This window comes from Amnibacterium sp. (assembly GCF_036559085.1).
In the GTDB taxonomy this organism is placed as follows: Bacteria; Actinomycetota; Actinomycetes; order Actinomycetales; family Microbacteriaceae; genus Amnibacterium.
The window spans coordinates 16,147-38,304 of record NZ_DATBTU010000049.1 but is presented as its reverse complement, the minus strand read 5'-3'; the positions used below and the strand labels follow the sequence as shown (position 1 = coordinate 38,304).

The following is a 22,158-nucleotide window of genomic DNA, read 5'->3' as shown; positions in this document are numbered from 1 at the left end:
GTCGACCACGCCTCCAGCGCAGCGGCCGGGTCGGGCATCGCCCAGAGCACGTGCCGCTCGAGCACCACGTCGAACGTCCCGGGCGCCAGGGGAGGGGCGGCGGCGTCGCCCAGGTGCCAGGCGATCTGCAGCCCTGCGGCGTCCGCCTTCGCACGGGCCTCCGCGAGCATCCGCGGCGCGAAATCGACGCCGGTCACGCGGTGGCCGGCCTCCGCGGCGAGCAGGGCGAGGCTCCCCGTGCCGCAGCCGAGGTCGATGACATCCGACGGCGTCGGCGGCAGCACTTCGAGAAGCAGCCCCCGCCAGGCGGCGCGCACGGCCGGGTCGCGCAGTCCGTGATCGGGCGCCTCGTCGAACCGATCGGCCTCGCCGTCCCAGTAGGACGCCGACTCAGCGCTCACCGCGGACCGGCGAGGGGAGAAGGGATGGGGTGGACGACGGGACTCGAACCCGCGACTTCCGGCACCACAAGCCAGCGCTCTACCAACTGAGCTACGCCCACCACGAAGCCCGACGGCGCACGTCGAGCGGCCACGAGTCTACTGCACCGCCGGCGCGGATCCCGATGCCCCGTGCTGCGCGAACGCCATGGCGACCTGCGTGGCCGCGGCCTGCGCCTGCTCGGACGTCGGGCCGGGCTCCTGCACGAAGGCGGCGCGGCGGTAGTAGTCGAGCTCGCGGATGGACTCGAGGATGTCCGCCAGTGCACGGTGGCCGCCGTTCTTGGCGGGAGCGTTGTAGTAGACGCGCGGGAACCAGCGCTTCACGAGCTCCTTGATGGAGGACACGTCGATGCTGCGGTAGTGCAGGTGCGCGTCGACCTGCGGCATCCAGCGGACGAGGAACGAGCGGTCGGTGCCGATGGTGTTGCCGGCGATCGGCGCGCTGCCCGCGCTCGTGAACCGCTGCAGGTACTCGAGCACGCGGGCCTCCGCATCGGCGAGGCTCACGCCGTGCGCGAGCTCCTCGAGCAGGCCGGAGGTCGTGTGCATCGTGCGGACCACGTCGCCCATCTGGGCGAGCGCCGCGTCGCTCGGCTTGATGACGATGTCGAAGCCCGGATCGAGCGGCTTCAGATCGAAGTCGGTCACGACGACGGCGACCTCGACGAGCTCGTCGATCCCGAGGTCGAGCCCCGTCATCTCGCAGTCGATCCAGACGAGACGATCAGCGGCGGCCATCCGCCCACTGTACCCAGCACGTCTCCGCGGTCCTGAGACCCGTTCCGGGGCCGCACCCGGCATGCCCGAAGGCGGCTGGCGGACGATGGGGCCATGGCATCGACCGCGTCATCCCACCTGTTCATCCTCGCGATGGATCAGCGCGACAGCATCGAGCAGAAGCTGTACGAGCTGAAGGACGCGCCCACCCCGGTGGAGGCGGCGAGCATCGCGGCGAACAAGCTGCTCGTGTTCCGCGGCCTGCTCGACGCGGTCGCCGATCTGCCCGAGGGCGCGCGGCCGGGCTTCCTGGTCGACGAGCAGTACGGCGCCTCCCCGGCAGTCCTCGCCGCGGCGGATGACACGGTCACGCTCGCGATGCCGCTCGAGGCGAGCGGGCAGCAGTGGTTCGCCTTCGCGTACGGCGACGACTGGCAGGCGCACGCGACGTTCTTCGGCGCGGATCACGCGAAGGTGCTCGTGCGCGACAACCCGGGCCTCGACGAGCAGGAGCGCGCAGGACAGGCCGAACGGCTCGCCACGGTGTCCGCGTGGGCCGCGGAGGGCGGGCACGACCTCATCCTGGAGCTGCTCGTCCCGGCGACGGACCACGACCTCGCGAAGGTCGACGGCGACACGGACCGCTACGACCGGGAGATCCGACCGGATCTGACGGTGCGGATCATCGAGTACCTGCAGGACCGCGGCGTGGAGCCGGCGATCTGGAAGATCGAGGGCCTCGCCACCCGCGAGGCGGCGGAGCGGATCTCGGCAGCGACCCGCCGCGACGGGCGTCCGGCGCGGTGCATCGTGCTCGGCCGCCACGCGCCGAAGGAGCAGCTCGACGAGTGGCTGCGGATCGCCGCGCCCGTTGAGGGGTTCCTCGGCTTCGCCATCGGGCGCAGCATCTGGTGGGATGTCGTCGAGGACCGCCTCAGCGGGTCGATCGACGAGGCGGAGGCGCGGAAGCGGATCGCGGCGACCTACACGGGCTTCGTCCGCACCTACCTCGACGCGCTCGGCGGCTGACGCCGCTACTCGAAGCGCGGCTTCAGCGGCCGGAGCGGGCCCGTCGTCAACGGCGCCTCCACCCGGTTCCGCTTCGGGTCGAGGCCGGAGGGCAGCCGGCACGAGATCAGCCGGCAGTCGTCGATCGCGCGGGCGGGCACCTTGCGCAGGTCGCAGTCGCGCAGCGTCGTCCCGGCGATCTGCACGTCGCCCTCCAGGGCGAGCACGGTGACGGCGAAGAGGCTGCAGCCGACGATCATCGACATGCGGCCGAGCTCCAGCGTGCCGCCGTGGACCTCCTGGTTGCGCAGCAGCGTCGGCATCCGAACCCGTCCTTCCGCATCGCCCCGCAGGGGTTCGACGCGGACGGCGGATGGGTTTGGCTCCGAGCCGGACCCTCCCCATCGCGCCGTTCCGGAGAGATCGGGCGACACGCCGTCCGAAGGGCGCCGGGCGCGGCGTGTCGCGCAGGAACTCCGGAACGGCGCGATCCCGGTCGGGCGCGGGGCGTGCGCCGGGTCGACCCAGCCGGCAACCCTGGGCCCGCCGTAGCCTGAACCGCATGCAGCACCGCAACCTCGGATCCGGTCTCCGGGTCTCCGCCGTCGGCCTCGGCGGCAACAACTTCGGCCGGGCCGGCACCGTCACCAGCACCCAGGAGGGGACCGACGCGGTCGTGGACGCGGCCCTCGATGCGGGCGTCAACCTCATCGACACGGCGGACGTCTACGGCGCCGAGTACGGCGCGAGCGAGAGCCTGCTCGGCGTCTCGCTGCGTGGCCGCCGCGATGAGGTCGTGATCGCGACGAAGTTCGGGCACGCCGACATGGCGTCGCCGCTGCCGTCGTGGGGCGCGAAGGGCTCCCGCCGCTACATCCGTCTCGCCGTCGAGGGCTCGCTTCGGCGGCTGCAGACCGACTGGATCGACCTCTACCAGCTGCACACCCCGGACCCCGCCACGCCGATCGAGGAGACGATCGAGGCGCTCGACGAGCTCGTCGTCGAGGGCAGGATCCGCTACTTCGGGCACTCGAACCTGCCCGGCTGGCAGATCGCGGAGGCGCACCTCACGGCGTCCCTCACCGGCCGGCGGCACTTCGTCTCCGCCCAGGACGAGTACAGCCTGATCGCCCGCGGCGTCGAGGGGGAGGTGCTGCCCGCGGTGCGGCGCTTCGGCCTCGGCTTCCTGCCGTACTTCCCGTTCGCGAACGGCCTGTTCACCGGCAAGTTCGGGCGCGAGGAGCTCCCTGCGGACTCCCGGATCGCGCGGCAGCGGCCCTACATCCACGAGAACGCGCCCTGGGACGCGATCGAGGCGCTCGATGCGATGGCGACGGAGCGCGGCTGCACCCTGCTCGAGATCACGGTCGCGTGGTTCCTCGCGCACCCAGAGGTGTCGAGCGTGATCGCCGGCGCCACGAGGCCCGAGCAGGTGCGGCAGAACGCGGCGGCGGCGGATGTGGCGCCCCTCACCGCCGAGGAGCGCGCCCGGATCGACGACCTCTTCCCCGCCTGACCCCTCTCCTCCGCTCGGCTGTTGCCACTTTTCGCGACCTTGGGGCCGTCATGGTCGCAACGAGTGGCAACAGTCGGTCGCTGAGCGGTTCGAGCAGATCCGGAGAAGCGCTCGGGCGTCCGGATCCCTAGCCTCGTGCTCAGGGGGCCGAGGAGGAGGACGAGATGGCCGAGGCATCGAGCACCGAAAGCGGGAAGTTCGACGGGCTCACCGCGGATGAGCGAGCGGCGCTGAAGGAACGCACGGCCGAGCTGAAGGCCCAGGCGAAGCGGGCGAAGGCGGCCGACAAGGCGCAGCAGGACGAGGCCGAGCTCCTCGCGAAGATCGCGGAGCTGCCGGACGCCGACCGCGTGATCGGTGAGCGCCTGCACGCGATGGTGAAGGAGGAGGCGCCGCAGCTCGCGCCCCGGCTCTGGTACGGCATGCCGGCCTACGCGAAGGACGGCGCGGTGCTCTGCTTCTTCCAGGCGGCATCGAAGTTCGACTCCCGCTACGCGACCCTCGGATTCAACGCCGGCGCGCGGCTCGACGACGGGCCGATGTGGCCGACCTCCTACGCGCTGCTCGAGCTCGGCGACGACGAGGAGCAGCGGATCCGGGAGCTGCTCCGCCGCGCTGCCGGCTGAGGAGACGCCCACGGGGGCTGGCGCGATGGGCCCAGGAGGTCCATCGTGAGGCGATGACGCTGCAGGCGGTGCCGAACCACCAGCCCGACGGACGCTGGACATGGGAGTCCGCCCGCGCGAACTCACGAGCCGTGCGGGTCTCGCCGCACGCGCCGTCCGGTCTCGTCACCCTCAGCCTCTGGCGGGAGGACCGCTGCGTCGGCAGCCTGCGCCTCTCGCCCGCCGAGGTCGCCGGCCTGGTCGGCAAGCTGACGACCGCGCTCGCCGACCTCCGAGCGCCTGCCGCATCGGGGAACGACGGTCTCGAGGAGCGGATGCTGGCGCTCGAGGAGCGGCTCGCCGCCCTCGAGCAGGACGCGGGCTGACGCGGATTCAGCGGTCAGAAGGTCCACGTAGGGCGGGTCTTCGACGCGTCGTCAGGCGGAGTCCAGGCTGCGGCTGGCACGGTGAGCCCATGCGCCCCCGAATCCGCACCGCCCGATGAGCGGCCCCGCCGCCCGAGGCCCGCTCGCCGGACGCCCGCCGGGGCGACCCGAGCTCGCGCCACCCGACCCGACCGGCTACGTCACCGTGCGGGACGCCGAGGGCGCGATCCCGTTCGGCGTGCGCCTGGCGGGCGGCTTCTCCTGGCGGATCATCGCGATGGCGGTCGTCGTGCTCGGCTTCGTCGCGCTCCTCGCCCGGATCGGCGAGATCGTCATCCCGTTCGTCGTGGCCATCCTGCTGTCCGCGCTGCTCACACCCTTCAAGCGGGTCCTGATGCGCCGTCACGTGCCGAAGTGGCTGGCGGTGCTGCTCTCCTTCCTGCTGCTCCTCGTCGCCTTCGGCGGCCTGGCGACGCTGGTCGCCGTGACGGTCAACAGCGGCATCCAGAACGGGTTCGTCGATCACGTCGTGGCGAGCTACCGGTCGACCTTGAGCTTCCTCAGCAAGTCGTCGCTGGGGATCAACCAGACCGACGTCGACAACGCGGTCAAGTCGGCCGAGTCCTACCTGAAGGCCAACTCCAGCAAGATCGCCGCCGGTGCGCTCACCGGCGCGGATGTCGCGATCCACACGCTCGTGGCGGTGCTGCTGACCCTCTTCATCACCCTGTTCTTCCTGATCGACGGCTCGGGCATCTGGAACTGGTGCCTGCGGCTCTCCCCGCGCAAGGCGCGAGCCGCGGTCGACGGCGCCGCCCAGGCGGCCTGGCTGTCGCTGCACGAGTACGTGCGGGTGCAGATCATCGTGGCGTTGATCGACGGCATCGCGATCGGTGTCATCGCCGCGATCCTGCGCGTGCCCTTCGCCGTGCCGCTCGGCGTGCTGGTGTTCCTCGGTGCGTTCATCCCGATCGTCGGTGCGGTCACGACGGGCCTGCTCGCGGTCATCGTGGCACTCGTCTACAACGGTCCGTTCAACGCGCTGCTCATGCTCGCCGGCATCGTGGCCGTCAACCAGGTGGAGAGCCACGTGCTGCATCCGCTGCTGATGGGCGGCGCGGTGCGCCTGCATCCGATCGCCGTGGTGCTCGCGGTGGCCGGCGGATCGGTGATCGCTGGCATCGTCGGAGCGGTGTTCGCCGTGCCGCTCGCCGCGGCGACCAACTCCGCGGTGAAGTACGTCGCGGGCGGGGAGTGGAAGGGCAAGGGTTCACCGCCGACGGGACCGGTGCCGGAGGAGGGCGACCCGTCGCCTCGGCGCGACGACGACCCGAGGCCGAAGGACGTCACGACGACGGCCTGAGCCGCGTTCTGCGCTCAGTCCTCCGCGAGGAACCGGGCGACCCGATCGCCCCAGCCGCGCACGTCGTCCGGCTCCTCCGCGATCTCCACCGTGCCGTGGGGGAGTGCCTCCGCGAGGTGGGTCGCCGACGTGTCGGGATGGTTGGGGTCCGACCGCCACGCGAGCACCAGCGCCGGATGCTGCAGGACCGCGAGCTGCTCGTCGGACGGCATGTCGCTCGCCGCGGCGCCGCGCAGCACCGAGGGCAGCAGCTCGAGGGACACCGGCACGCTGCGCGCCCGCGCCCAGCCGCCCTGGTCCAGCAGCGGCACGGGCGGGAAGTTGTCGACGAGCCGCTTCCAGGCCTCGGCGCCGCGCAGCTCGATCAGGGAGGCCCCGGCGAGGTAGATCTGCGCCTGCTCGTGCCGCGCCTCGCCGATCGTCGGGGGGATCACGAGCACGAGGCGCCGGAACCGCTCCGGCTTGCGCACGGCGGCCCAGAGCAACGTGCCGCAGCCGGTCGACTCCGCGATGGCGTCGACCGGCGCGCCGGTGGGTTCGGCTGCGTCGAGGACGGCGAGCAGGTCGTCCGCGAGCGCCGCCCAGCGGTACCCCTCCTCGTCCGCGACCCCCGAGGACTCGCCGTGCCCCCGGGAGTCGAAGCGGATCAGGCGATGGCCGTCGGCGCGGACGGGCCGCCAGTCGAAGATGCCGATGGTGTCCTCGAGATGCCGGCTCGCGAGGAAGGAATGCGCCACGACGGCGGGCGTCCTGTCGCCATCACCGTCGACGTTGTACGCCAGCCGTGCCTGCGGTCGCTCGAGGTACTCGTCCACGGGGCGGAATCCTAGGAGCGACATCCGAGGGAATGCCCACCCGCACGGCCGGTGGTGCTCGGGTCCGTCACACCGCCTCCTAGCCTCGCCCGTCATCCGGGAGCTGGAGCTGTCCGAGCGCCGCCCGCCTCGCGGCCCGGCGGAGCTCCATCTCGTGCAGGGCCATCGCCGCGAGGTCCTCGAGGGTCGCGACCTCGCTCGCCGACATCCGCCGCGGCTTCACGTCGGCGATCGCGATGACGCCGATGTTGTGCCCTTCCCTGGTGATCAGCGGGACGCCCGCGTAGAACCGGTACGGCGACGCGCCGCTGTCGGGGAGGTTCGCGGTCCGGGGATCGTTCGCCACGTCCTCGATGACCAGGGTCGCCTCCTGGAGGCTGCCGCTGGCACCGAGGCCGCGGGTGCGCTCCACCTCGGCCACATCGATGCCGCGCCGGGACTTCAGCCACACCCGGTTCTCGTCGACGATGCTGATCACCGCGACCGGCACCTCGAACAGCCGGGCAGCGAGCGCGGTGATGCGGTCGAACTCCGCGTCGGGCGGCGTGCCGATCAGGTTGAGGTCGCGCACCGCGGCGAGGCGCTCGGCCTCCGGGTCGGCCGCCTGCGGACGTCCGCCCCCCAGGCGCCGCATGATGATCTCCCGGAAGTCGGCGAGCGCATCCTTCGCGGACGGCCGGTCGGCGGGCCTCCTGGCGGTCATCCGTCGCAGCACCTCGGCCAGGTCGTCCGGCATCTCGGCCGGGATCGGTGGGTCCTCGTCGAGCCGGGCGAACGCGGACTCGAGCACCCCGCCAGGGAAGGTGACCCGGCCCGAGTACGCCTCGAGGAGCACGAGCCCGAGCGAGTAGATGTCGGTCGCGGGGGTGATGCCGCCGCCCTCGACCTGCTCGGGGCTGAGGTAGGCGGCGGTGCCCGTCGTCGTCTCGGGCTCGTCGTCGGAGCTGTGGCCGCGGAGCACGGCGATGCCGAAGTCCGCGAGCTTGCCCCGCGGTGGCCGGTTGCGCGCCTCGATGAGCAGCACGTTCGCGGGCTTCAGGTCGCGGTGGATGATGCCGCGCTCGTGCACGTAGTCGAGCGCGTCGAGCAGGTCCCAGCCGAGGTAGGTGACCTCGAAGGCGTCCAGCGCGCCGCGGCGGAGGCGCTCGCGGAGGTCCGCGTTCGGGACCAGCTCCATCACGAGGAACACCTGCGGTGCGGCCGGGTCGGTGAGGTCGACCCCCGCGTCGAGGAGGGTGACGAGGCCCGGATGGTTGAAGCCCGCGAGGATGCGGGCCTCGCCCTCCTGCGCGCGGAGGTCCTCCGCGTCGACCGCGCGCGTGCTGAAGACCTTGACCGCCACATCGCGTCCGAGCAGGAGGTCGCGCGCCCGGTACACGGCCGACGCGCCGCCGCGGCCGATGATCGCGCCCATCCGATACCGGCCCTGCAGCATCACCGGAAGGGTGACGGGTGACACGGAGTCCACCATCGGCCGCCCCTCCTCGGTCATCCGGCTCGCTTGGACAGGATGCTGTCACCCTTCCGACTTCGACGGTAGCCATTGCGCACGGTGAGGCGCCAAGGCAGCGATCCGCCCGGGGGTGTCGATCTCGGCCGCCGTTCCGCGTCGAGCAGATGAAGGACATCCTGAAGGAACCGGAGGAGACCACCATGGCGAACCACCTGCTGCTGATCCATCGCGACGAGTCGGCGACCGCGCAGGCGGGCGGCACCGACATCAGCGGGCCGTACCGGGCGTTCATGGAGCGCCGCGCGGGTGCGCTCCGCGGTGGGGCCGCGCTCGAGTCGGCCGAGACCGCGACATCCCTGCGGGCGGACGTCGACGGCGGCTTCGCGATCACGGACGGTACCTTCGCCGAGTCGAAGGAGGTGCTCGGCGGCTACTCCGTGATCGAGGCCGCGGACCTCGACGAGGCGCTCGCGATCGCGAAGGAGGTGCCCGCGCCGTTCGGCGGCGTCGAGGTGCGGCCGATCCGGTGATGAGTTGAGCCGCGCCGGCGACTGGGCGCAGATCCGGGGCCTCTACGACGTGCTGCTCGACGTCTGGCCGTCGCCGATCGTCGCGCTGAACCGAGCGATCGCCATCGGCTTCAGCGATGGACCGGCAGCCGGGCTCGCGGAGCTCGACCGGCTCGCGGCCGAGCCCGCGCCGGCCGCCTACGGCTCGCTGCCGGCGGCCCGTGCCGATCTCCTCGCCCGCCTCGGCAGACCCGAGGAAGCGCGGATCGCGTACGACGAGTCCCTGCTCCTCACCCGGAACGAGGCGGAGCGGCGGCTGCTCGAGCGGAAGCCGCTGGCGGTCGGGGACTGACCTGCGGCACTCGCCGGTACCGTGCCTCGGGTGTCCATTCCGCCGGCCGTGACCCTCCGGGCCCGCACCGAAGCCGATCTCGACGTCCTCTTCGCGCTCGCCGCCGACCTCCCCACCTGGGAGGAGCGGGGCCCGCTGCCGCCCGCCCCGCTGACCCGCGCCGCGTTCGAGGCGCGCCTCGAGCAGCAGGAGGTCGAGGGCGCGGGGAACACGCGGTTCGTCATCGAGGCGGACGGCGTCGCCGTCGGCTCGATCGGGCTGTTCGGCGTCGATGCGCTGGCGCGGCACGCCGAGCTCGGCATCGCGCTCGCGCCCGAGGCGAGGGGCCGTGGCATCGGGACGGCGGCCATCGAGCGGATCGTGGAGTTCGCCTTCGTCCGCCAGAACCTCCGGCGGCTCCACCTGGAGGTGATCGCCTCGAACCTGGCCGCGATCCGCGCCTACGAGAAGGTCGGTTTCGTGCTCGAGGGGCGGCAGCGCGAGCACGCCTGGGTGCGGGGCGCCTACGAGGACATCGTGCGGATGGGGCTGCTCCGGTCCGAGTGGCGGCCGCGGATCGAGGGCGACGCGGGCTGATCGCCCGCCGGCGCCGTTCAGCCCGCCTTCGCGATCGGCTGCACGAGCTCCGTGACCCACTCGGACTGCGGCCGGTCACCCGGCGTCAGGTAGACCTCGCGAGCGGCGTCCGAGGGGACCTCGCCTCGCGCGCGGACGGCGTCCATGAGCGCCATCCACGAGCGGTCGATGCCGTCCATCGGACCGCGGTGGGTCGTGATCGCGGCCTCGGGCACCGCGGGCAGCACGTGCACGTCGAGGCCCGGCACATCGGCGACGTCGTCCTCGATCACGAATCCCGCGGTGACGATGGCGCCCGAGCCGTCGCCCGAGTCGTCCGACGTGTAGAGCGCGATCGCCGCCCGGATGGCGACGCCGGCCGAGTCGAGGATGCGCTGCGCCTCGGGGAACATCGGTCCGACGACCGGGCCGATGGCCTGGTTCCCGAACCCGGGGGCGCGCCGGGTGAGCGTCGCGACCCGGACGGCCGGGACGCTCTCGTAGTTGACGGTGATGGTGTCCTCGGACATGGCTGCTCCTTCGGTCCGCCGGAGGTACGCGTCGAAGCGGGCGAGCCGGTCGGTGTCCGCGGCGATGGTGCGCCGCAGCTCGTCCCGGACGGACACGAGCAGCGCACGCGCGACGGGGTCGCCGTCGCCCGCGCGGAGCACGGCCGTGATCTCGGCGAGCCCGAGTCCGAGCCCGCGCAACCGCATGACGTCGGCGAGGCGGTTCAGCTGCTCGGGCGCGTACGAGCGGTACCCGGTGGCCGGGTCGACGTGCGCGGGGATCAGGAGGCCGATCTCGTCGTAATGCCGCAGCATCCGGACGCGCACGCGCCCGATCGATGCGAACCTGCCGATGCTGTACATGGTGAGCACGATCGTGGCGCCTCACACGGTGTGAGAGTCAAGACGCGTGGCGGAGGATCCCTCCGCTCCGGCGAGCCGATGGTCGCGGATGCCGAGGAACGAGATCGTGGCGCCGGCCAGGAGCAGGAGCATCACCGCGACCTCGACGCGCACGAAGCCCGGCACGCTGACGGGGCCGGCGAGGATCCAGCCGACGCACGCGGTGGAGAGAAGGCCGGCGGTCCGGGCGACCACGTTGTTCACCGCGGAGCCGATGCCGCTCTCGTTCGCCGGGACCGCGCCGAGCACCGCCGAGGTCAGTGGCGCGACGGTGATCGAGAGCCCGAGGCCGAACAGCACCATGCCGGGGACGACGAACCACAGGGCCGTCTGCGGCTCCCGCACCCAGGTCATGGTGAAGGCGCCGCTCGCCGCGATGAGCGGTCCGATCGTCATGAAGCGCCGCGGCCCGAAGCTGCCCGACAGCGCCCCGAACCGGCCGGACAGCAGGATCGTGAGGACCGTCGCGGGGAGCGACACGAGTGCGGCGACCGTCGCCTTCAGGCCGACCACCTGCTGGAGGAAGAGGGACGGCACGAGGAAGGCCAGGCCGAGGCCGGCGTAGATCACGAAGGTGCTCAGGTTGCCCGCGGTGAAGTTGCGGGAACGGAACAGGTGGGGCGGCACCAGCGGCCATGCGGTGCGGCGGTCGCGCACGACGAATGCGGCGAGGCAGCCCACGCCGATCGCGAGCGCTCCCACGGCGACGAGCGCGAGCGCGGGATCGGACGCCGCGTGCGAGCCGAGCTCGACGAGCCCCACCGTGAGCCCGCCCAGCCCGGCCGCCGTGAGGATGCACGACGGCACGTCGACGCGGGACGCCCTCGTCGTCCGGGCCGCGTCCCGGGTCCTGCCGAGCAGCAGCATCGAGGCCGCGGCCGGCAGCAGGGCGACGAGGAAGACGCTCCGCCATCCCGCCGCATCGACGAGCACGCCGCCCAGCACCGGCCCGGCCAGGTTCGCGACGCTCGCCCAGGCGGTCCACCGCCCGATGGCCCTCGGTTCCTCCTCGCTGCTGAACACCGCGATGATCAGGCCGAGCGCCCCGGGCACGAGCAGCGCGCCGGCGACGCCCTGCAGCAGTCGGGCCACGATCAGCACCGACGACGTCGGCGCCAGCGCGCAGAGCACCGAGGTCGCCGCGAAGGCGAGCAGCGCGATCCGCAGCACCCGGATGCGGCCGAAGGCGTCCGAGACCGCTCCCGACACGAGGATGAGCGCCGAGACCGTGAGCAGGTACGCGTCGATGACCCACTGCTGCGTCACGACCCCGCCGCCCACGTCCCGCGCGATGGCGGGCAGCGCGATGGTGACGATCGAGCCGTCCAGGAACGACACGAACGACGCGAGGATCGCGGCGACGAGCAGCCGCTGCTGGAGCGGCTGCGCGACGCCGATCCGCGGGTCCACGAGCGCCGGCGACGCCCGTCCGCCCCGTCCGCTCATCCGCGTGCGGCCACTAGCCGACGGGCTCCGCGGTCTGCCGAACTGCAGGTGCGAGGCCCTTGGCCCCGAGCCAGTCGAGGACGTCCGTGGCGACGTCCCGCCATCCGTGGTCCATCGTCAGCGAGTGCCCTCGGCCCTCGTACTCGTGGTACTCGGTGACCGAAGCCGTGTTGTCGGCGTAGAGCTTCGAGACCGCCACCGTGACGACGCGCGGCACCGTGTGGTCCTCGGTGCCGGACGTCAGCAGCAGGGGACCCCGCACCGCGGTGTGCGTGTCCACCGTCGCGGGCGAGTGCCGCACGAAGGTGGCCAGCGCGTCCTCGAACAAGGGCCGGCCCGGGCCGGGGATGGTCCACGCCTCGAACAGCGCATCCGATTCCTCGTCGGTCAGGGCGTTCCCGAAGCTGTAGCGGAACTGCTTGGCGGTCAGCGCCACGGTGCGCTTCTTGTTGGCAGGGTTCCCGAGCACCGGGAGGCCCGACTTCAGCTGCGAGAACGGCAGCGCCTTCACGCCCTTGATCGGGGCCGGATCGATGGCGACCGCCGCGCGGACCAGGTCGTGCGCGAGCAGCTCCTGGGCGATCAGCCCGCCGAAGGAGTGCCCGATCACGAGCGGCTTCGCATCCAGGCCGTCGATCAGGTCGGCGTAGTGGTGGCAGATCTCGGAGATGCCGATGTCGTTCAGCCCTGACGGGTCCTCCCGGGTCGCGGCCACGGTGTCCAGGTCGCCCGGCCATCCGGGAGCGCTCGGCACGTAGCCCTGCTCCGTGAAGAGGTCCAGCCATGGCTGCCAGGCGCTGGAGTGGATCCAGAGGCCGTGGATGAAGATGACGTCGGTGTTCGGGGACATGGGTCGCTCCTTGGAGTCGGATGGAACGGGTGATCAGAGGGTCTTGACGAGCCCGCCGTCGATGACGAAGTCGGCTCCGGTGACGTTCCCGGCCCGGTCGCTCGCGAGCAGCAGCGCGAGGTCGGCGACCTCGGCAGGCTGCGTGAACCGGCCCGTCTCGAAGCCGCCCTGCGCGGCGATCGCCTCGTCGCGGGCCACCGCGACATCGACGCCGCGGCGCTGGGCGATGGTCGCGGCGACGCCGTGCTCGCCGAGCCACAGGTCGGTCGCGACGGGGCCGGGGCTGATGGTGTTGAACCGGATGTGCTGCGCGCCGTACTCCTTCGACAGCGACTTGGAGAGGTTCCAGATCGCGGCCTTGGCGGCGGAGTAGTCGATGACACCCGGATCCGGAAGGAAGGCGTTGACGGATCCGATCGTCACCACGTTCCCGGCGCCGCGGGCGAGCAGCACCGGGATCGCGGCACGGGTGGTGCGGACGGCGGCGAGGAAGCTCAGGTTGAGGGTCGCGAGCCACATCTCGTCCGTGACCGCCACGAAGCCCTCGGTGCGGAGACCGACCGCGCCCACGTTGTTGATCAGGATGTCGAGGCCGCCGAGTGCAGCCGCGTGGCCGACGAGCGCGGCGGGCGCCTCCGGGGCGGAGAGATCGACCGGGACGAACCTGACCGAGCCGCCTGCGACGAGTTCGTCGAGCGCCGGGGAGCTGGACCGCGCGCCGGCGACGACCGTGGCACCTTCGCCGACCAGGGCTGCCGTGATGGCCAGGCCGATGCCCTTGCTCGCTCCGGTGACGACCGCGACCTTGCCGTCCAGCCCGAGATCCATGCGGCTCCCTCCACCTGCGGTGCCGACGGTAGGCGGATTCTGGGAGTGGGAGCGTGGTCCCAGCGCCCCCACCATCGGTCCGCGCGAGCCGCGTCGCTGAGATATCCCTAGGCCTCCGCTGCTGATCTGCCTACCCTTGACCCGTGGACCGATCCGCGGTCGGTGAGTACCTGCGTGCGCGGCGCGAGGTGCTGACTCCTGCCGACGTCGGGCTGCCGGCGGGCGGGCGGCGGCGCGTCCAGGGGCTCCGGCGCAGCGAGGTCGCGATGCTCGCCGGCATCAGCCCCGACTACTACCTTCGGCTGGAGCAGGGCCGCGACGGTCCGCCGTCCGACCAGGTGCTCAACGCGCTCGGCCGTGCGCTGCGGCTCGACGATCAGGGTCTTGAGTACCTGCACCGGTTGGCCCACCCGGTGCACGGGCACGTCGAGCGCTCCTCGGATCATCGCGTCGACGACGCACTGCTCCGGCTGATGGCGCTCTGGACCAGGACGCCCGCAGTCGTGATCGACGGATGCATGGACGTGCTCGTGTCGAACCCCCTCGCCGCTGCGCTCGCCCCGGGCATCTTCGAGCCGGGCGGCAACCTGGTGCTCGCGATCTTCGAGCCGCTGTCCCGCCAAGCGGCACCCAACTGGGAGGAGCTCGCCGGCCGGACCGTCGCCTCGTTGCGGCTCGGAGCCGACCCCGACGATCCCCGTCTCCACGACATCGTCGGTGAGCTGTCCGCCGATGCCGACTTCAGCCGTCTGTGGGCGCGGCACGACGTGCAGGCGTTCACCACCGGGACGACGACGCACTACGTGGCCGGCATCGGCTTCGTCGAGCTGCGGTTCCAGAACCTCGCGGTGCCCGGGCGGAGCGGGTTGGTGCTCACGACCTACTTCGCCGACGAGGGGTCGCCGGGCGAGCGCGCGCTCGCGCACCTGGCGGAGCAGATCGACCGGGGCATCACCGTCCCGGCAGTCAGCGAGCTACCCGTCGACCATCGCCTCGAGGTCGGCTAGCGCCTCCCGGGTCGCCTCGTCGGCCGGGTGCCACACCACGAGCACGAGCCGTCCGTCCCCGGTGAGCGGCAGCTGCTGGTACCAGAGCTGCAAGGTCCCGCAGGTGTCGTGGTCGAAGGCCAGGGCGGCACTCTTCGGCGCGTCGCGGCGATCGAGCGCCCACGTGTCTGCGAAGCCGCGGTCCTTGGACGCGAGCTCGCCCACCAGCCGCCGGAGGTCCGCATCGCCACGGTGCTCGGTCGCGGACGCCCGCAGCACCGCGACGACCTGACCCGCCATGTCGGACCAGTCCTCCGCCGAGCTCCTCGGTCCCGGGTCGAGGAACGCGAACCGAGCGAGGTTGACGCCCGGAGTGAAGCTCTCCGACAGCGCCGTCGCGAGCGGGTTCGCCGCGACGACGTCGAGCCGCTCGTCGCGGATGAACGCGGGCACCCCGACCCATGACGCCATCAGCCGGCGGATGTCGGGGAGGATCCCGGGCTCGATCATGGCTGGACGCTACCCGGCGGCGCGCGTCGCTCTCGTGTCCCCAGCCGGGCCACCATCAGCGGAACAGAAGCCACGCAGCGAGGGCCAGGCCGCTGGACGCGATGAGGATCCGAAGGGCGTCGGCCGGCACGCGACGCGCCACCGACGGGCCGATCAGGCCGCCGAGCAGGGCACCGATGCCGAGCGGCCAGACCGCCGCCCAGACCACCCCGCCGGTGAACGCGAAGAGGATCGCGGGCAGCACGTCCGCGGCGAGCAGGATCACGTTCTTCAGGGCGTTGGCGCGGGGGAGGACCGGCTCGGTGCCGAGCAGCAGGACCGCGATCATGAGGATCCCGGCTCCCGCGCCGAAGTAGCCGTTGTAGACCGCCGTGCCCGCGCCGGCGAGCACGACGGCGGCACGGTTGGTGCCGGCGCCCCGGCGTGCCTGGCTGCGCGCGATGAGCGGTTGCAGCAGCAGGGTGATCGCGCCCGTCGCGAGAAGGAACGGCACGATCCGGTCGAACGCCCGGCTCGGCGTGAGGATCAGCAGCACCGCGCCGCTGAGCGAGAGCAGCATCGTCAGCGGCATCCAGGCGCGGATCGTCGAGCCATGGCCGGCGAGCTCAGGACCGGACCGGACCGCGGATCCGAATCCGCTCCCGAGCAGCGAGACGGCGTTCGTCACGTTGGCGGCGAGCGGCGGGATGCCCACGGCGAGCAGCGCGGGATACGCCACCAGCGACGTGATCCCGCCCGAGGTGCCGATCACACCCGCGACGACGCCTGCCAGGAGCAGGAAGAGCGGTTCGACGGCGTCGGGCACGAGAGCACCCTGCCAGCCGCGGGCAGGACGACGTGCCGGGGGGAGGGCCGGCCTCGTTCGCTCGGTCGACGTCAGCCCGCGGCGGCCTTCGCGAGCAGCACCGCCCGGACCCGGTCGTTCGTCGCGAGCGCGGCTGCCTGCTGCAGCGCGTCCCTCGCCTCCTCCGTGCGCCCGAGCCGGTCGAGCAGCTCGCCGCGGATGCTCGGCAGCAGGTGGTTGGCGGGGAGGACGCCGCGGACCGCGAGGTCGTCGACCAGCGCGAGTCCGGCTGCCGGCCCGCTCGCCATCGAGACCGCGACGGCGCGGTTCAGTTCGACGACCGGGTTCGCCCTGAGGCGGAGGAGCGCGTCGTAGAGCCGGACGATCGCCGGCCAGTCGGTCGCCGGGACGGACGGCGCGATCGCGTGCTGCTCGGCGATCGCCGCCTGCAGCGCGTACGGGCCGGGTGCACCGCCGAGCTCGGCCGCCCTGGCGAGGGCCGCCCGCCCCCGGGCGATCTGCGCGCGGTCCCAGCGCGTGCGGTCCTGGTCCGCGAGCAGCACCGGCTCGCCGGCCGGGCCCCGTCGCGCCGCGAAGCGGGATGCCTGCAGCTCCATCAGCGCGACCAGGCCGTGCACCTCCGGCTCCTGCGGGAGAAGGCCCGCGAGCATCCGGCCGAGGCGCAGCGCCTCCTCCGCGAGGTCCGGCCGCAGCCACTCGGGACCGCTCGTCGCGGTGTGGCCCTCGGTGAAGACGAGGTAGACGACCCCCAGCACCGCCGTCAGCCGACTCGCCCACTCGGCCGGCTCGGGAGTCTCGAACGGCACATGCGCCGCCGCCAGCGCCTTCTTCGCCCGCGTGATCCGCGCCTGCACGGTCGGCACCGGGACGAGCAGCAGCCGGCCGATCTCGGTGGTCGTGAGGCCGCCGACGACGCGGAGGGTCAGCGCGACCTGCGACTCCCGGGACAGGACGGGGGAGCACGCCGTGAAGACGAGCCGCAGCACGTCGTCCGGGATCGGTTCCCAGTCCTGCTCGCCGGCCTCGGCGGTCTCGTGCGCGATCGCCCGGTAGCGGTCGTCGAGGCGCTCGCGCCGACGCCATCCGTCGATGGCTCGTCGCTTCGCGACGGCGGTGAGCCACGCCCCCGGGTTGCGGGGCGCGCCGACGGACGGCCACTGCTCGAGCGCCTCGACGAGCGCCTCCTGCGCGAGGTCCTCCGCGAGGCCGAGGTCGCCCGTGATGCGCGCGAGGGCCGCGACGATGCGCGCGCTCTCGATGCGCCAGACGGCCTCGACCGCCGCGGCGGTCACCGCGTCATGCACGCTCGGCGCCGCGCCACTCCCGCTCCTTCTGGAGGTACTCGTTGTCCTCGTACCCGGCGAAGTCGCTCTCGTCCGTCACCCGGCGCACCTCGATCTTGTTGCCCGCGGTCAGCGGCGCGCGCTTCGCCCACTCGACCGCCTCCTCCTTGGTGGCGGCCTGGATCGTCCAGAAGCCGTTGAACAGCTCGTTCGCCTCCCCGTAGGGGCCGTCGGTGACGAGCGGCGCCTCGCCGGTGAACTCGACGACGGCACCCTGGGAGGCGTCCGAGAGCCCGTCGCCGGCGAGCAGCACGCCGGCCTCGATCATCGATTCGTTGTACTTCCCCATCGCCGTGATCACGGCGTCGAAGTCCATGTCCTCGTACCGCTCCACCGATCCGCCGTTCCGCATGATCAGCATGTACTTCGCCATCGTGTCCTCCCGGACGTTCTCGAGACACCGTGTGCGTCTCCTTGCCTACACGTCGAACGGGACGCGGCGGAATCGACATCGGATCGGCCGGTCCAGGCCTGCAGCGGTTCGGCCGCCGCGCCGTCCGCGGCGTGATGATTCGGCGCACGGAGGTCTCACTGCGGCCGGATGGTTCGATCACCCGCCGAGGGGACGATCCGGATCCGCTCCGCGAGCGCGGAGGCGGGCCGCCGATCGTCCTCGTCGCGTCGCATCGGGGCCTCACGTCGGACGTATCGCGGCCCGAGCCGTTCAGTACTTCGACGACAGCACGGTCCACTCGACCGCAGCCTGCTTGGCCGGGCCGGCGATCGACAGGTGGCGGAAGTCGGGGGAGAGGTCGGCAGCCGTGATCCGCATCGCGTGCAGCGCGCCGCCGTCGTACCGGCACTGCGGCACGGTCTTGCAGCGCTGCTCGAGTTCGGCGAGGTAGTGCCGTGTGACGCTCTCGGCGTAGGCGACATGCGCCGGCTGCGGCTTTCCGTCGGGGCTGAACGCGTTGCACGGCCCGCTCCCGCTGTTGGCCGAGCGACCGTCGGCGCTCGTCGCCGCCACGGCGGTGTAGTTCGCGGCGGTCGCCCACGGGCTGGAGACGATCAGGATGTCGGCGTGCGGAGCGCTCCTCGCGATGTGCTGCAGGACCGCGGTGAGGTGCTGCCCGAACGGCCCGGAGTTCTTGGCGTCGGTGCCGTCGCACCGCAAGTCGTTGTCGACGCTCTGGATGAGGAACAGCTCCGGGGTGGGCCGCGACTTCAGCGCGGTGTCGACCTGGGCGGCGAGCGCCGTGACGTCGCTGCCGTCGACCGCGACGTTCGATGCGTGGCCTCTGATCGCGGGATCCACTGCCAGGAGGCGCGAGTAGATGCTGCGCACGGCCGGGTTCGTGCCGGCGGCCCACGAGTTCTGCGAAGCGTCCGCCCCGGGGGACGCCGGGTCCGAGTCGTAGCCGGTGGCGCCGGAGTCGCCGAGGGCGACCATCGAGCTCGGGTAGTGCGAGCTCCTGGCGGGGCTCGCCGAGCCGGCCGTCGGGGCGGCGGCGTCGGAGGACCGGCCGTGTGCGGAGGCGCAGCCGGCCAGCAGCAGCGTCGCGAGGAGCGCGGCAAGGGCGGCTCTCCACCGGATGCGCGCGCGACGCACTCCAACCCGTCGGGTCGGCATGCCGGATCGTACTGGCGGGAGGACATGGGCGAAAGGAGTCGGTGCTGCGACGGCCGAGCCGGGACCGCACCGGATCCGCCCTCACCGGTGCGAGCCGGCGTCCAGCTGCTCGGGCTCCGGCGGCGACGCGACCCGGCCGGACCGCGATGCCGGTGACCGTCGTGCCCACCGGCCCCAGATGTGCTCGGCGGCGCCCCGCTCGAGCGCTCCGAGGCGCCAGAGCTCCGGCTCGCGCTGCGCGGCTCGCTCCTGATCGGCGAGGAACCAGGTGAGTCGCAGGCGGAGGAGGCCGCGCTCCCGGCCGGTGACGAGGAAGGTCCGCGCGGTCATCCCGATCTGCCTCCGCGTCCCACCCGGGCGCAGGAACGACCGTGACGAGACGGCGACCTCGAGCCCCGGGTCGTAGCGCACCTCGGCGCCGGCGGGCAGCTGGAGCGAGATGTCCAGGTCGTCGTGGACATCCGCCCGGTCCCGGTGCACGGCGCCGCGCATCCGCCGCCAGACCTCGGTCCGGACGGCGAAGTTGGACCCGTACAGCGGCGCGTGCCCGATCACGCCGGCGATGAGCCGGAAGTAGCCGAGCGTCAACGAGAGCCGGCCGAGGAAGCGGACGATCGGGGTGCCGCCGTAGAAGGTCGCGGCGCCGCTGACGGCCGCGAGCGACGGGTCCGCGGCGAAGGCCGCCTCGATCCGCTCCAGCCAGTCGGCAGCAGGGACCGAGTCGGCGTCGAGTCTCGCGACCACGTCGCCGCGCGCATGGTCGAACCCGGTCGCGGTGGCTCCCGGGATGCCCGCGACCCGCGCCGGCACGACCCGCGCACCGTGCGCGGCCGCGACGGCGGCGCTGCCGTCCGTGCTGCCGTTGTCCACGACGACGATCTCGTCGGCGGGGCGGGTCTGGCGTTCGAGCGCCACGAGGCAGTCGGCGAGGCGTTGCGCGTCGTTCCGGACGGGGATGACGACCGCGATGCGCATCAGGCGGTCCGCACGGCAGGGATCGCAGCGCCCGAGCTCGAGGGCCGAGGGCGGAGGATCCGCTGCGATGCCGATCCGCGCATGGTGATCAGCACAGCCGCTGCCGGCGACGCCGGCCAGTGACGAAGGTCCTGAGGCCGCCGCCTGCTGCGGGCGGGACGTTCGGCCCTGGTCTCCTCCAGCCGAAGGAGGAGGCTCCGGGTCATGAACGAGCAGCAGCATGCCCCGGAGCCCGGGGCGCATCCGCGCATCGTCGTGGGAGTCGACGGCTCCCCGGACTCCCTCGCCGCCCTCAAGGCCGGCGCCTGGGCCGCCGCCGCCCGCGGCGGCACCCTCACCGCCGTCCTGTGCTGGGCGGCGCCGCTCGGGTTCAGGGGCGTCCCTCTCGTGCTTCCCGAGATGCGCGAGGAGGCCGAGGAGACGCTCCGGAAGGCGGTCCATGACGCCCTCGGCGAGCACCCCATCGTCCCGGTCTCCCGGATCGTCACGCCCGAGATCCCGGCGGTGGCGCTCGTCGGGACGAGCCACGGGGCCGACCTGCTCGTCGTCGGCAGCCGCGGCCACGGCGGATTCGGTGGCCTGCTCATCGGCTCGATCAGCATGGCCTGCACGATGCACGCCCACTGCCCGGTCCTGGTCGTGCACGGCGGGGCCGCGCTCACCGACGCGCAGGAGGCGAGGAGCGGTGCCCGGGTGGTCGTCGGCGTCGGGCACGGCCCCGCCGCCGTGCAGCTGCTGCGCACCGCGTCGCAGGTCGCCGACGAGCTCGACGCCGAGCTGCTCGCGATCACGGCATGGCAGTACCCCGCCCGGCCCGCGCGCGACCGACCCGACATCTTCGCCGAGCTGCGTTCCGCAGCCGAGCGCACGCTCGAGGAGCAGGTGAACGCCGCGTTCCTGCACGGCCGGCCGCCGCGGCTGAAGACGGAGATCCGGCAGGGTCCGGCCGCCGCGGTGCTCGTGGACGCGAGCCGGACGGCGGATGTGGTCGTCGTCGGCCGGATCGGGCGCAGCCGGTTCGCCGGCGTGCTGCTCGGGTCCGTGAGCCTCCCGGTCGCGGAGCACGCCGAGTGCCCGGTGCTCGTCGTGCCGGACGCGCCGGGCACGGTCCCGGAACCGGAGCACGACCACGCCGAGACGGCGGCGGCCGGAGTCGGCTGAGTCCCTCACGGGCCGACGGGACCGGCGGCATCCGCTCGGGTGCCGCCGGTCCGGCATGCACCCGCGCTGCGATCAGGCCGGCGACGCCACCGGGCCGGACACCCGGGCGATGAACGCCTGGAGCCGCCGGTAGACCGCCGCGGACTCCGCGTGCCCCGCGTCCTGCTGCCACGTGTGGGTGGCGGTGCGGGCCTCCGGTCCGAGGAAGAGGGCGTCGACGGCGACCCGCTGGGAGCGGAGCCGGTCGTGCAGGCTGCGGCTCGCCGTGTGCAGGAAGTCCCTCGACGAGCTCGAGATGAAGGTGGGCGGGAAGTCCGGGCCGATCCAGTCGACCGGGGAGAGGTAGCGCGCCGCATCGCGGAGGCGGGTCCCGCGTCCCCGGTCCGGCAGCAGCATGCGCACGAAGTCGCGCCCCATCGGGATCCGTCCGTCGAGGGCGAGCCGGAAGTCCGCCATGCTGCAGTGCTGCACGAGGCCGCGGATCGCCGCCGCCGGGAGCGCGGGCCGGATGCCGTGATGCGTCGCCAGCTCCGGCGACGACGGCATGGCCGCCGTCAGCGCCGCGATCTGGCCGCCGGCGGAGTCGCCGCCGAGGACGATGCGGGCGGGGTCGCCCCCGTGGTCGGCGATGTGGTCGCGGGTCCAGCGGAGCACGGCATCCGCGTCCTCGAGCAGGTCGCCCATGTGGTGCGGTCGCGCGCGACGGTAGTTGGCGTTCACGACGACCATGCCGGCGATCGCCTGGCTGGCGCAGTACTTCGTGAGCGCCGCCTTGTCGCCCGAGGTCCAGCCACCGCCGTGGAAGTAGACGTACACGGGTAGCGGGGCCGTCGCGCCCTTCGGGATCAGGACGTCGAGCCGGTGCTGCGGCAGACCGTCGCCGGCGTAGTCGAGGTCGAGCCGGTAGTCGACCTCGGTGATCGGGTCCCGGTTGAACCGGCGGAGCTCACGTGGTGCGACCCAGGACATGACGGCGCTCCAGAGCCACACGGGGACACGGGGGACGACCGCCATCCGGTGATGGTAGTTCCGGCCGGGGACGGCATCCGCC

The 22,158-nt window shown here is 72.8% G+C and carries 26 protein-coding genes and 1 tRNA gene; 10 read left to right on the top strand and 17 right to left on the bottom strand.

The genetic code is table 11. The features are described 5' to 3' along the window. The 3 genes from VIG76_RS08560 to orn all read right to left on the bottom strand — a co-directional run. The coding region (locus tag VIG76_RS08560; RefSeq protein WP_331953137.1) for a class I SAM-dependent methyltransferase at positions 1-401 on the bottom strand (401 nt) is incomplete at its 3' end. 25 nt (positions 402-426) lie between these two features. Beyond that, positions 427-502, bottom strand: a tRNA-His gene (locus VIG76_RS08555). 37 nt (positions 503-539) lie between these two features. Continuing rightward, positions 540-1,181: an oligoribonuclease gene (orn, locus tag VIG76_RS08550; protein ID WP_331953135.1), complete on the bottom strand. Its 642-nt coding sequence runs from the start codon at positions 1,179-1,181 to the stop codon at positions 540-542. Positions 1,182-1,274: 93 nt separating this feature from the next. Here orn and VIG76_RS08545 point away from each other — a divergent pair, with 93 nt between their 5' ends. Further along, complete coding sequence (locus VIG76_RS08545; RefSeq protein ID WP_331953133.1) at positions 1,275-2,189, top strand: 2-deoxy-5-keto-D-gluconate 6-phosphate aldolase domain-containing protein; 915 nt, start codon at positions 1,275-1,277, stop codon at positions 2,187-2,189. A gap of 5 nt (positions 2,190-2,194) precedes the next feature. Here VIG76_RS08545 and VIG76_RS08540 read toward each other — a convergent pair whose 3' ends face one another. Continuing rightward, a complete protein-coding gene (locus VIG76_RS08540; protein WP_331953131.1) occupies positions 2,195-2,491 on the bottom strand; it encodes a hypothetical protein in 297 nt (98 codons plus the stop codon). A gap of 239 nt (positions 2,492-2,730) precedes the next feature. On the opposite strand from VIG76_RS08540, the gene VIG76_RS08535 reads away from it, so the two are divergent. The 4 genes from VIG76_RS08535 to VIG76_RS08520 all read left to right on the top strand — a co-directional run bounded on the left by VIG76_RS08535 (position 2,731) and on the right by VIG76_RS08520 (position 6,038). Further along, a complete protein-coding gene (locus VIG76_RS08535; protein ID WP_331953129.1) occupies positions 2,731-3,684 on the top strand; it encodes an aldo/keto reductase in 954 nt (317 codons plus the stop codon). Between the two features lie 164 nt (positions 3,685-3,848). Then, a complete protein-coding gene (locus tag VIG76_RS08530; RefSeq protein WP_331953127.1) occupies positions 3,849-4,310 on the top strand; it encodes an iron chaperone in 462 nt (153 codons plus the stop codon). Positions 4,311-4,363: 53 nt separating this feature from the next. Then, positions 4,364-4,675 carry a hypothetical protein gene (locus VIG76_RS08525; protein WP_331953125.1) on the top strand — a complete coding sequence of 104 codons (312 nt, stop codon included), beginning with the start codon at positions 4,364-4,366 and terminating at the stop codon, positions 4,673-4,675. 115 nt (positions 4,676-4,790) lie between these two features. After that, positions 4,791-6,038, top strand: coding sequence for an AI-2E family transporter (locus VIG76_RS08520; RefSeq protein ID WP_331953123.1), 1,248 nt, complete (start codon positions 4,791-4,793; stop codon positions 6,036-6,038). A 14-nt stretch (positions 6,039-6,052) separates the two neighbouring features. Here the strand turns inward: VIG76_RS08520 and VIG76_RS08515 are convergent, their stop codons facing one another. Continuing rightward, positions 6,053-6,853 (bottom strand): alpha/beta fold hydrolase, encoded by an 801-nt coding sequence (locus tag VIG76_RS08515; RefSeq protein WP_331953121.1) that lies wholly within the window; start codon positions 6,851-6,853, stop codon positions 6,053-6,055. A 79-nt stretch (positions 6,854-6,932) separates the two neighbouring features. Next, a complete protein-coding gene (locus VIG76_RS08510; protein WP_331953119.1) occupies positions 6,933-8,324 on the bottom strand; it encodes a GAF domain-containing serine/threonine-protein kinase in 1,392 nt (463 codons plus the stop codon). Positions 8,325-8,470: 146 nt separating this feature from the next. Between VIG76_RS08510 and VIG76_RS08505 the strand changes: the two genes are divergently transcribed. From VIG76_RS08505 to VIG76_RS08495, 3 genes are read left to right on the top strand one after another with little or no spacing between them, the layout of a single operon-like run. After that, on the top strand, positions 8,471-8,836 hold the full coding sequence (locus tag VIG76_RS08505; protein WP_331953117.1) for a YciI family protein: 366 nt from the start codon (positions 8,471-8,473) through the stop codon (positions 8,834-8,836). Between the two features lie 4 nt (positions 8,837-8,840). Beyond that, on the top strand, positions 8,841-9,167 hold the full coding sequence (locus VIG76_RS08500; protein ID WP_331953115.1) for an RNA polymerase sigma factor: 327 nt from the start codon (positions 8,841-8,843) through the stop codon (positions 9,165-9,167). Between the two features lie 30 nt (positions 9,168-9,197). Further along, positions 9,198-9,743 carry a GNAT family N-acetyltransferase gene (locus tag VIG76_RS08495; protein WP_331953113.1) on the top strand — a complete coding sequence of 182 codons (546 nt, stop codon included), beginning with the start codon at positions 9,198-9,200 and terminating at the stop codon, positions 9,741-9,743. A gap of 17 nt (positions 9,744-9,760) precedes the next feature. Here VIG76_RS08495 and VIG76_RS08490 read toward each other — a convergent pair whose 3' ends face one another. Genes VIG76_RS08490 through VIG76_RS08475 form a run of 4 tightly spaced genes read right to left on the bottom strand, consistent with a single transcriptional unit; the run spans position 9,761 to position 13,757 of the window. Further along, positions 9,761-10,594 carry a MerR family transcriptional regulator gene (locus tag VIG76_RS08490; RefSeq protein ID WP_331953111.1) on the bottom strand — a complete coding sequence of 278 codons (834 nt, stop codon included), beginning with the start codon at positions 10,592-10,594 and terminating at the stop codon, positions 9,761-9,763. 21 nt (positions 10,595-10,615) lie between these two features. After that, the gene (locus tag VIG76_RS08485) at positions 10,616-12,079 is read right to left on the bottom strand and encodes an MFS transporter (RefSeq protein ID WP_331953109.1); all 1,464 of its coding nucleotides are present in this window, start codon (positions 12,077-12,079) and stop codon (positions 10,616-10,618) included. 13 nt (positions 12,080-12,092) lie between these two features. Then, positions 12,093-12,929 carry an alpha/beta hydrolase gene (locus tag VIG76_RS08480; protein WP_331953107.1) on the bottom strand — a complete coding sequence of 279 codons (837 nt, stop codon included), beginning with the start codon at positions 12,927-12,929 and terminating at the stop codon, positions 12,093-12,095. Positions 12,930-12,962: 33 nt separating this feature from the next. Next, a complete protein-coding gene (locus tag VIG76_RS08475; protein WP_331953105.1) occupies positions 12,963-13,757 on the bottom strand; it encodes an SDR family NAD(P)-dependent oxidoreductase in 795 nt (264 codons plus the stop codon). Between the two features lie 143 nt (positions 13,758-13,900). On the opposite strand from VIG76_RS08475, the gene VIG76_RS08470 reads away from it, so the two are divergent. After that, on the top strand, positions 13,901-14,764 hold the full coding sequence (locus VIG76_RS08470) for a helix-turn-helix transcriptional regulator (protein ID WP_331953103.1): 864 nt from the start codon (positions 13,901-13,903) through the stop codon (positions 14,762-14,764). On the opposite strand, the gene VIG76_RS08465 is transcribed toward VIG76_RS08470, so the two are convergent. The 6 genes from VIG76_RS08465 to VIG76_RS08440 form a co-directional block, all read right to left on the bottom strand. Further along, positions 14,732-15,253, bottom strand: a complete 522-nt coding sequence (locus VIG76_RS08465; RefSeq protein ID WP_331953101.1) for an MmyB family transcriptional regulator — start codon at positions 15,251-15,253, stop codon at positions 14,732-14,734. The two genes, VIG76_RS08470 and VIG76_RS08465, sit on opposite strands and share 33 nt — an antisense overlap. A 55-nt stretch (positions 15,254-15,308) precedes the next feature. Next, the gene (locus VIG76_RS08460) at positions 15,309-16,058 is read right to left on the bottom strand and encodes a sulfite exporter TauE/SafE family protein (protein WP_331953099.1); all 750 of its coding nucleotides are present in this window, start codon (positions 16,056-16,058) and stop codon (positions 15,309-15,311) included. Between the two features lie 71 nt (positions 16,059-16,129). Further along, the gene (locus tag VIG76_RS08455; protein ID WP_331953097.1) at positions 16,130-17,362 is read right to left on the bottom strand and encodes an RNA polymerase sigma factor; all 1,233 of its coding nucleotides are present in this window, start codon (positions 17,360-17,362) and stop codon (positions 16,130-16,132) included. Beyond that, positions 17,355-17,774, bottom strand: coding sequence for a YciI family protein (locus VIG76_RS08450; RefSeq protein ID WP_331953095.1), 420 nt, complete (start codon positions 17,772-17,774; stop codon positions 17,355-17,357). The genes VIG76_RS08455 and VIG76_RS08450 overlap by 8 nt, the downstream gene beginning before the upstream one ends. Before the next feature lie 291 nt (positions 17,775-18,065). Then, on the bottom strand, positions 18,066-18,971 hold the full coding sequence (locus VIG76_RS08445; RefSeq protein WP_331953093.1) for an SGNH/GDSL hydrolase family protein: 906 nt from the start codon (positions 18,969-18,971) through the stop codon (positions 18,066-18,068). Between the two features lie 81 nt (positions 18,972-19,052). Beyond that, positions 19,053-19,946 carry a glycosyltransferase family 2 protein gene (locus tag VIG76_RS08440; RefSeq protein WP_331953091.1) on the bottom strand — a complete coding sequence of 298 codons (894 nt, stop codon included), beginning with the start codon at positions 19,944-19,946 and terminating at the stop codon, positions 19,053-19,055. 204 nt (positions 19,947-20,150) lie between these two features. On the opposite strand from VIG76_RS08440, the gene VIG76_RS08435 reads away from it, so the two are divergent. Further along, positions 20,151-21,107: a universal stress protein gene (locus VIG76_RS08435; RefSeq protein WP_331953089.1), complete on the top strand. Its 957-nt coding sequence runs from the start codon at positions 20,151-20,153 to the stop codon at positions 21,105-21,107. A 72-nt stretch (positions 21,108-21,179) separates the two neighbouring features. Here VIG76_RS08435 and VIG76_RS08430 read toward each other — a convergent pair whose 3' ends face one another. Then, positions 21,180-22,121 carry an alpha/beta hydrolase gene (locus tag VIG76_RS08430; RefSeq protein WP_331953087.1) on the bottom strand — a complete coding sequence of 314 codons (942 nt, stop codon included), beginning with the start codon at positions 22,119-22,121 and terminating at the stop codon, positions 21,180-21,182. Positions 22,122-22,158: the final 37 nt, after the last annotated feature.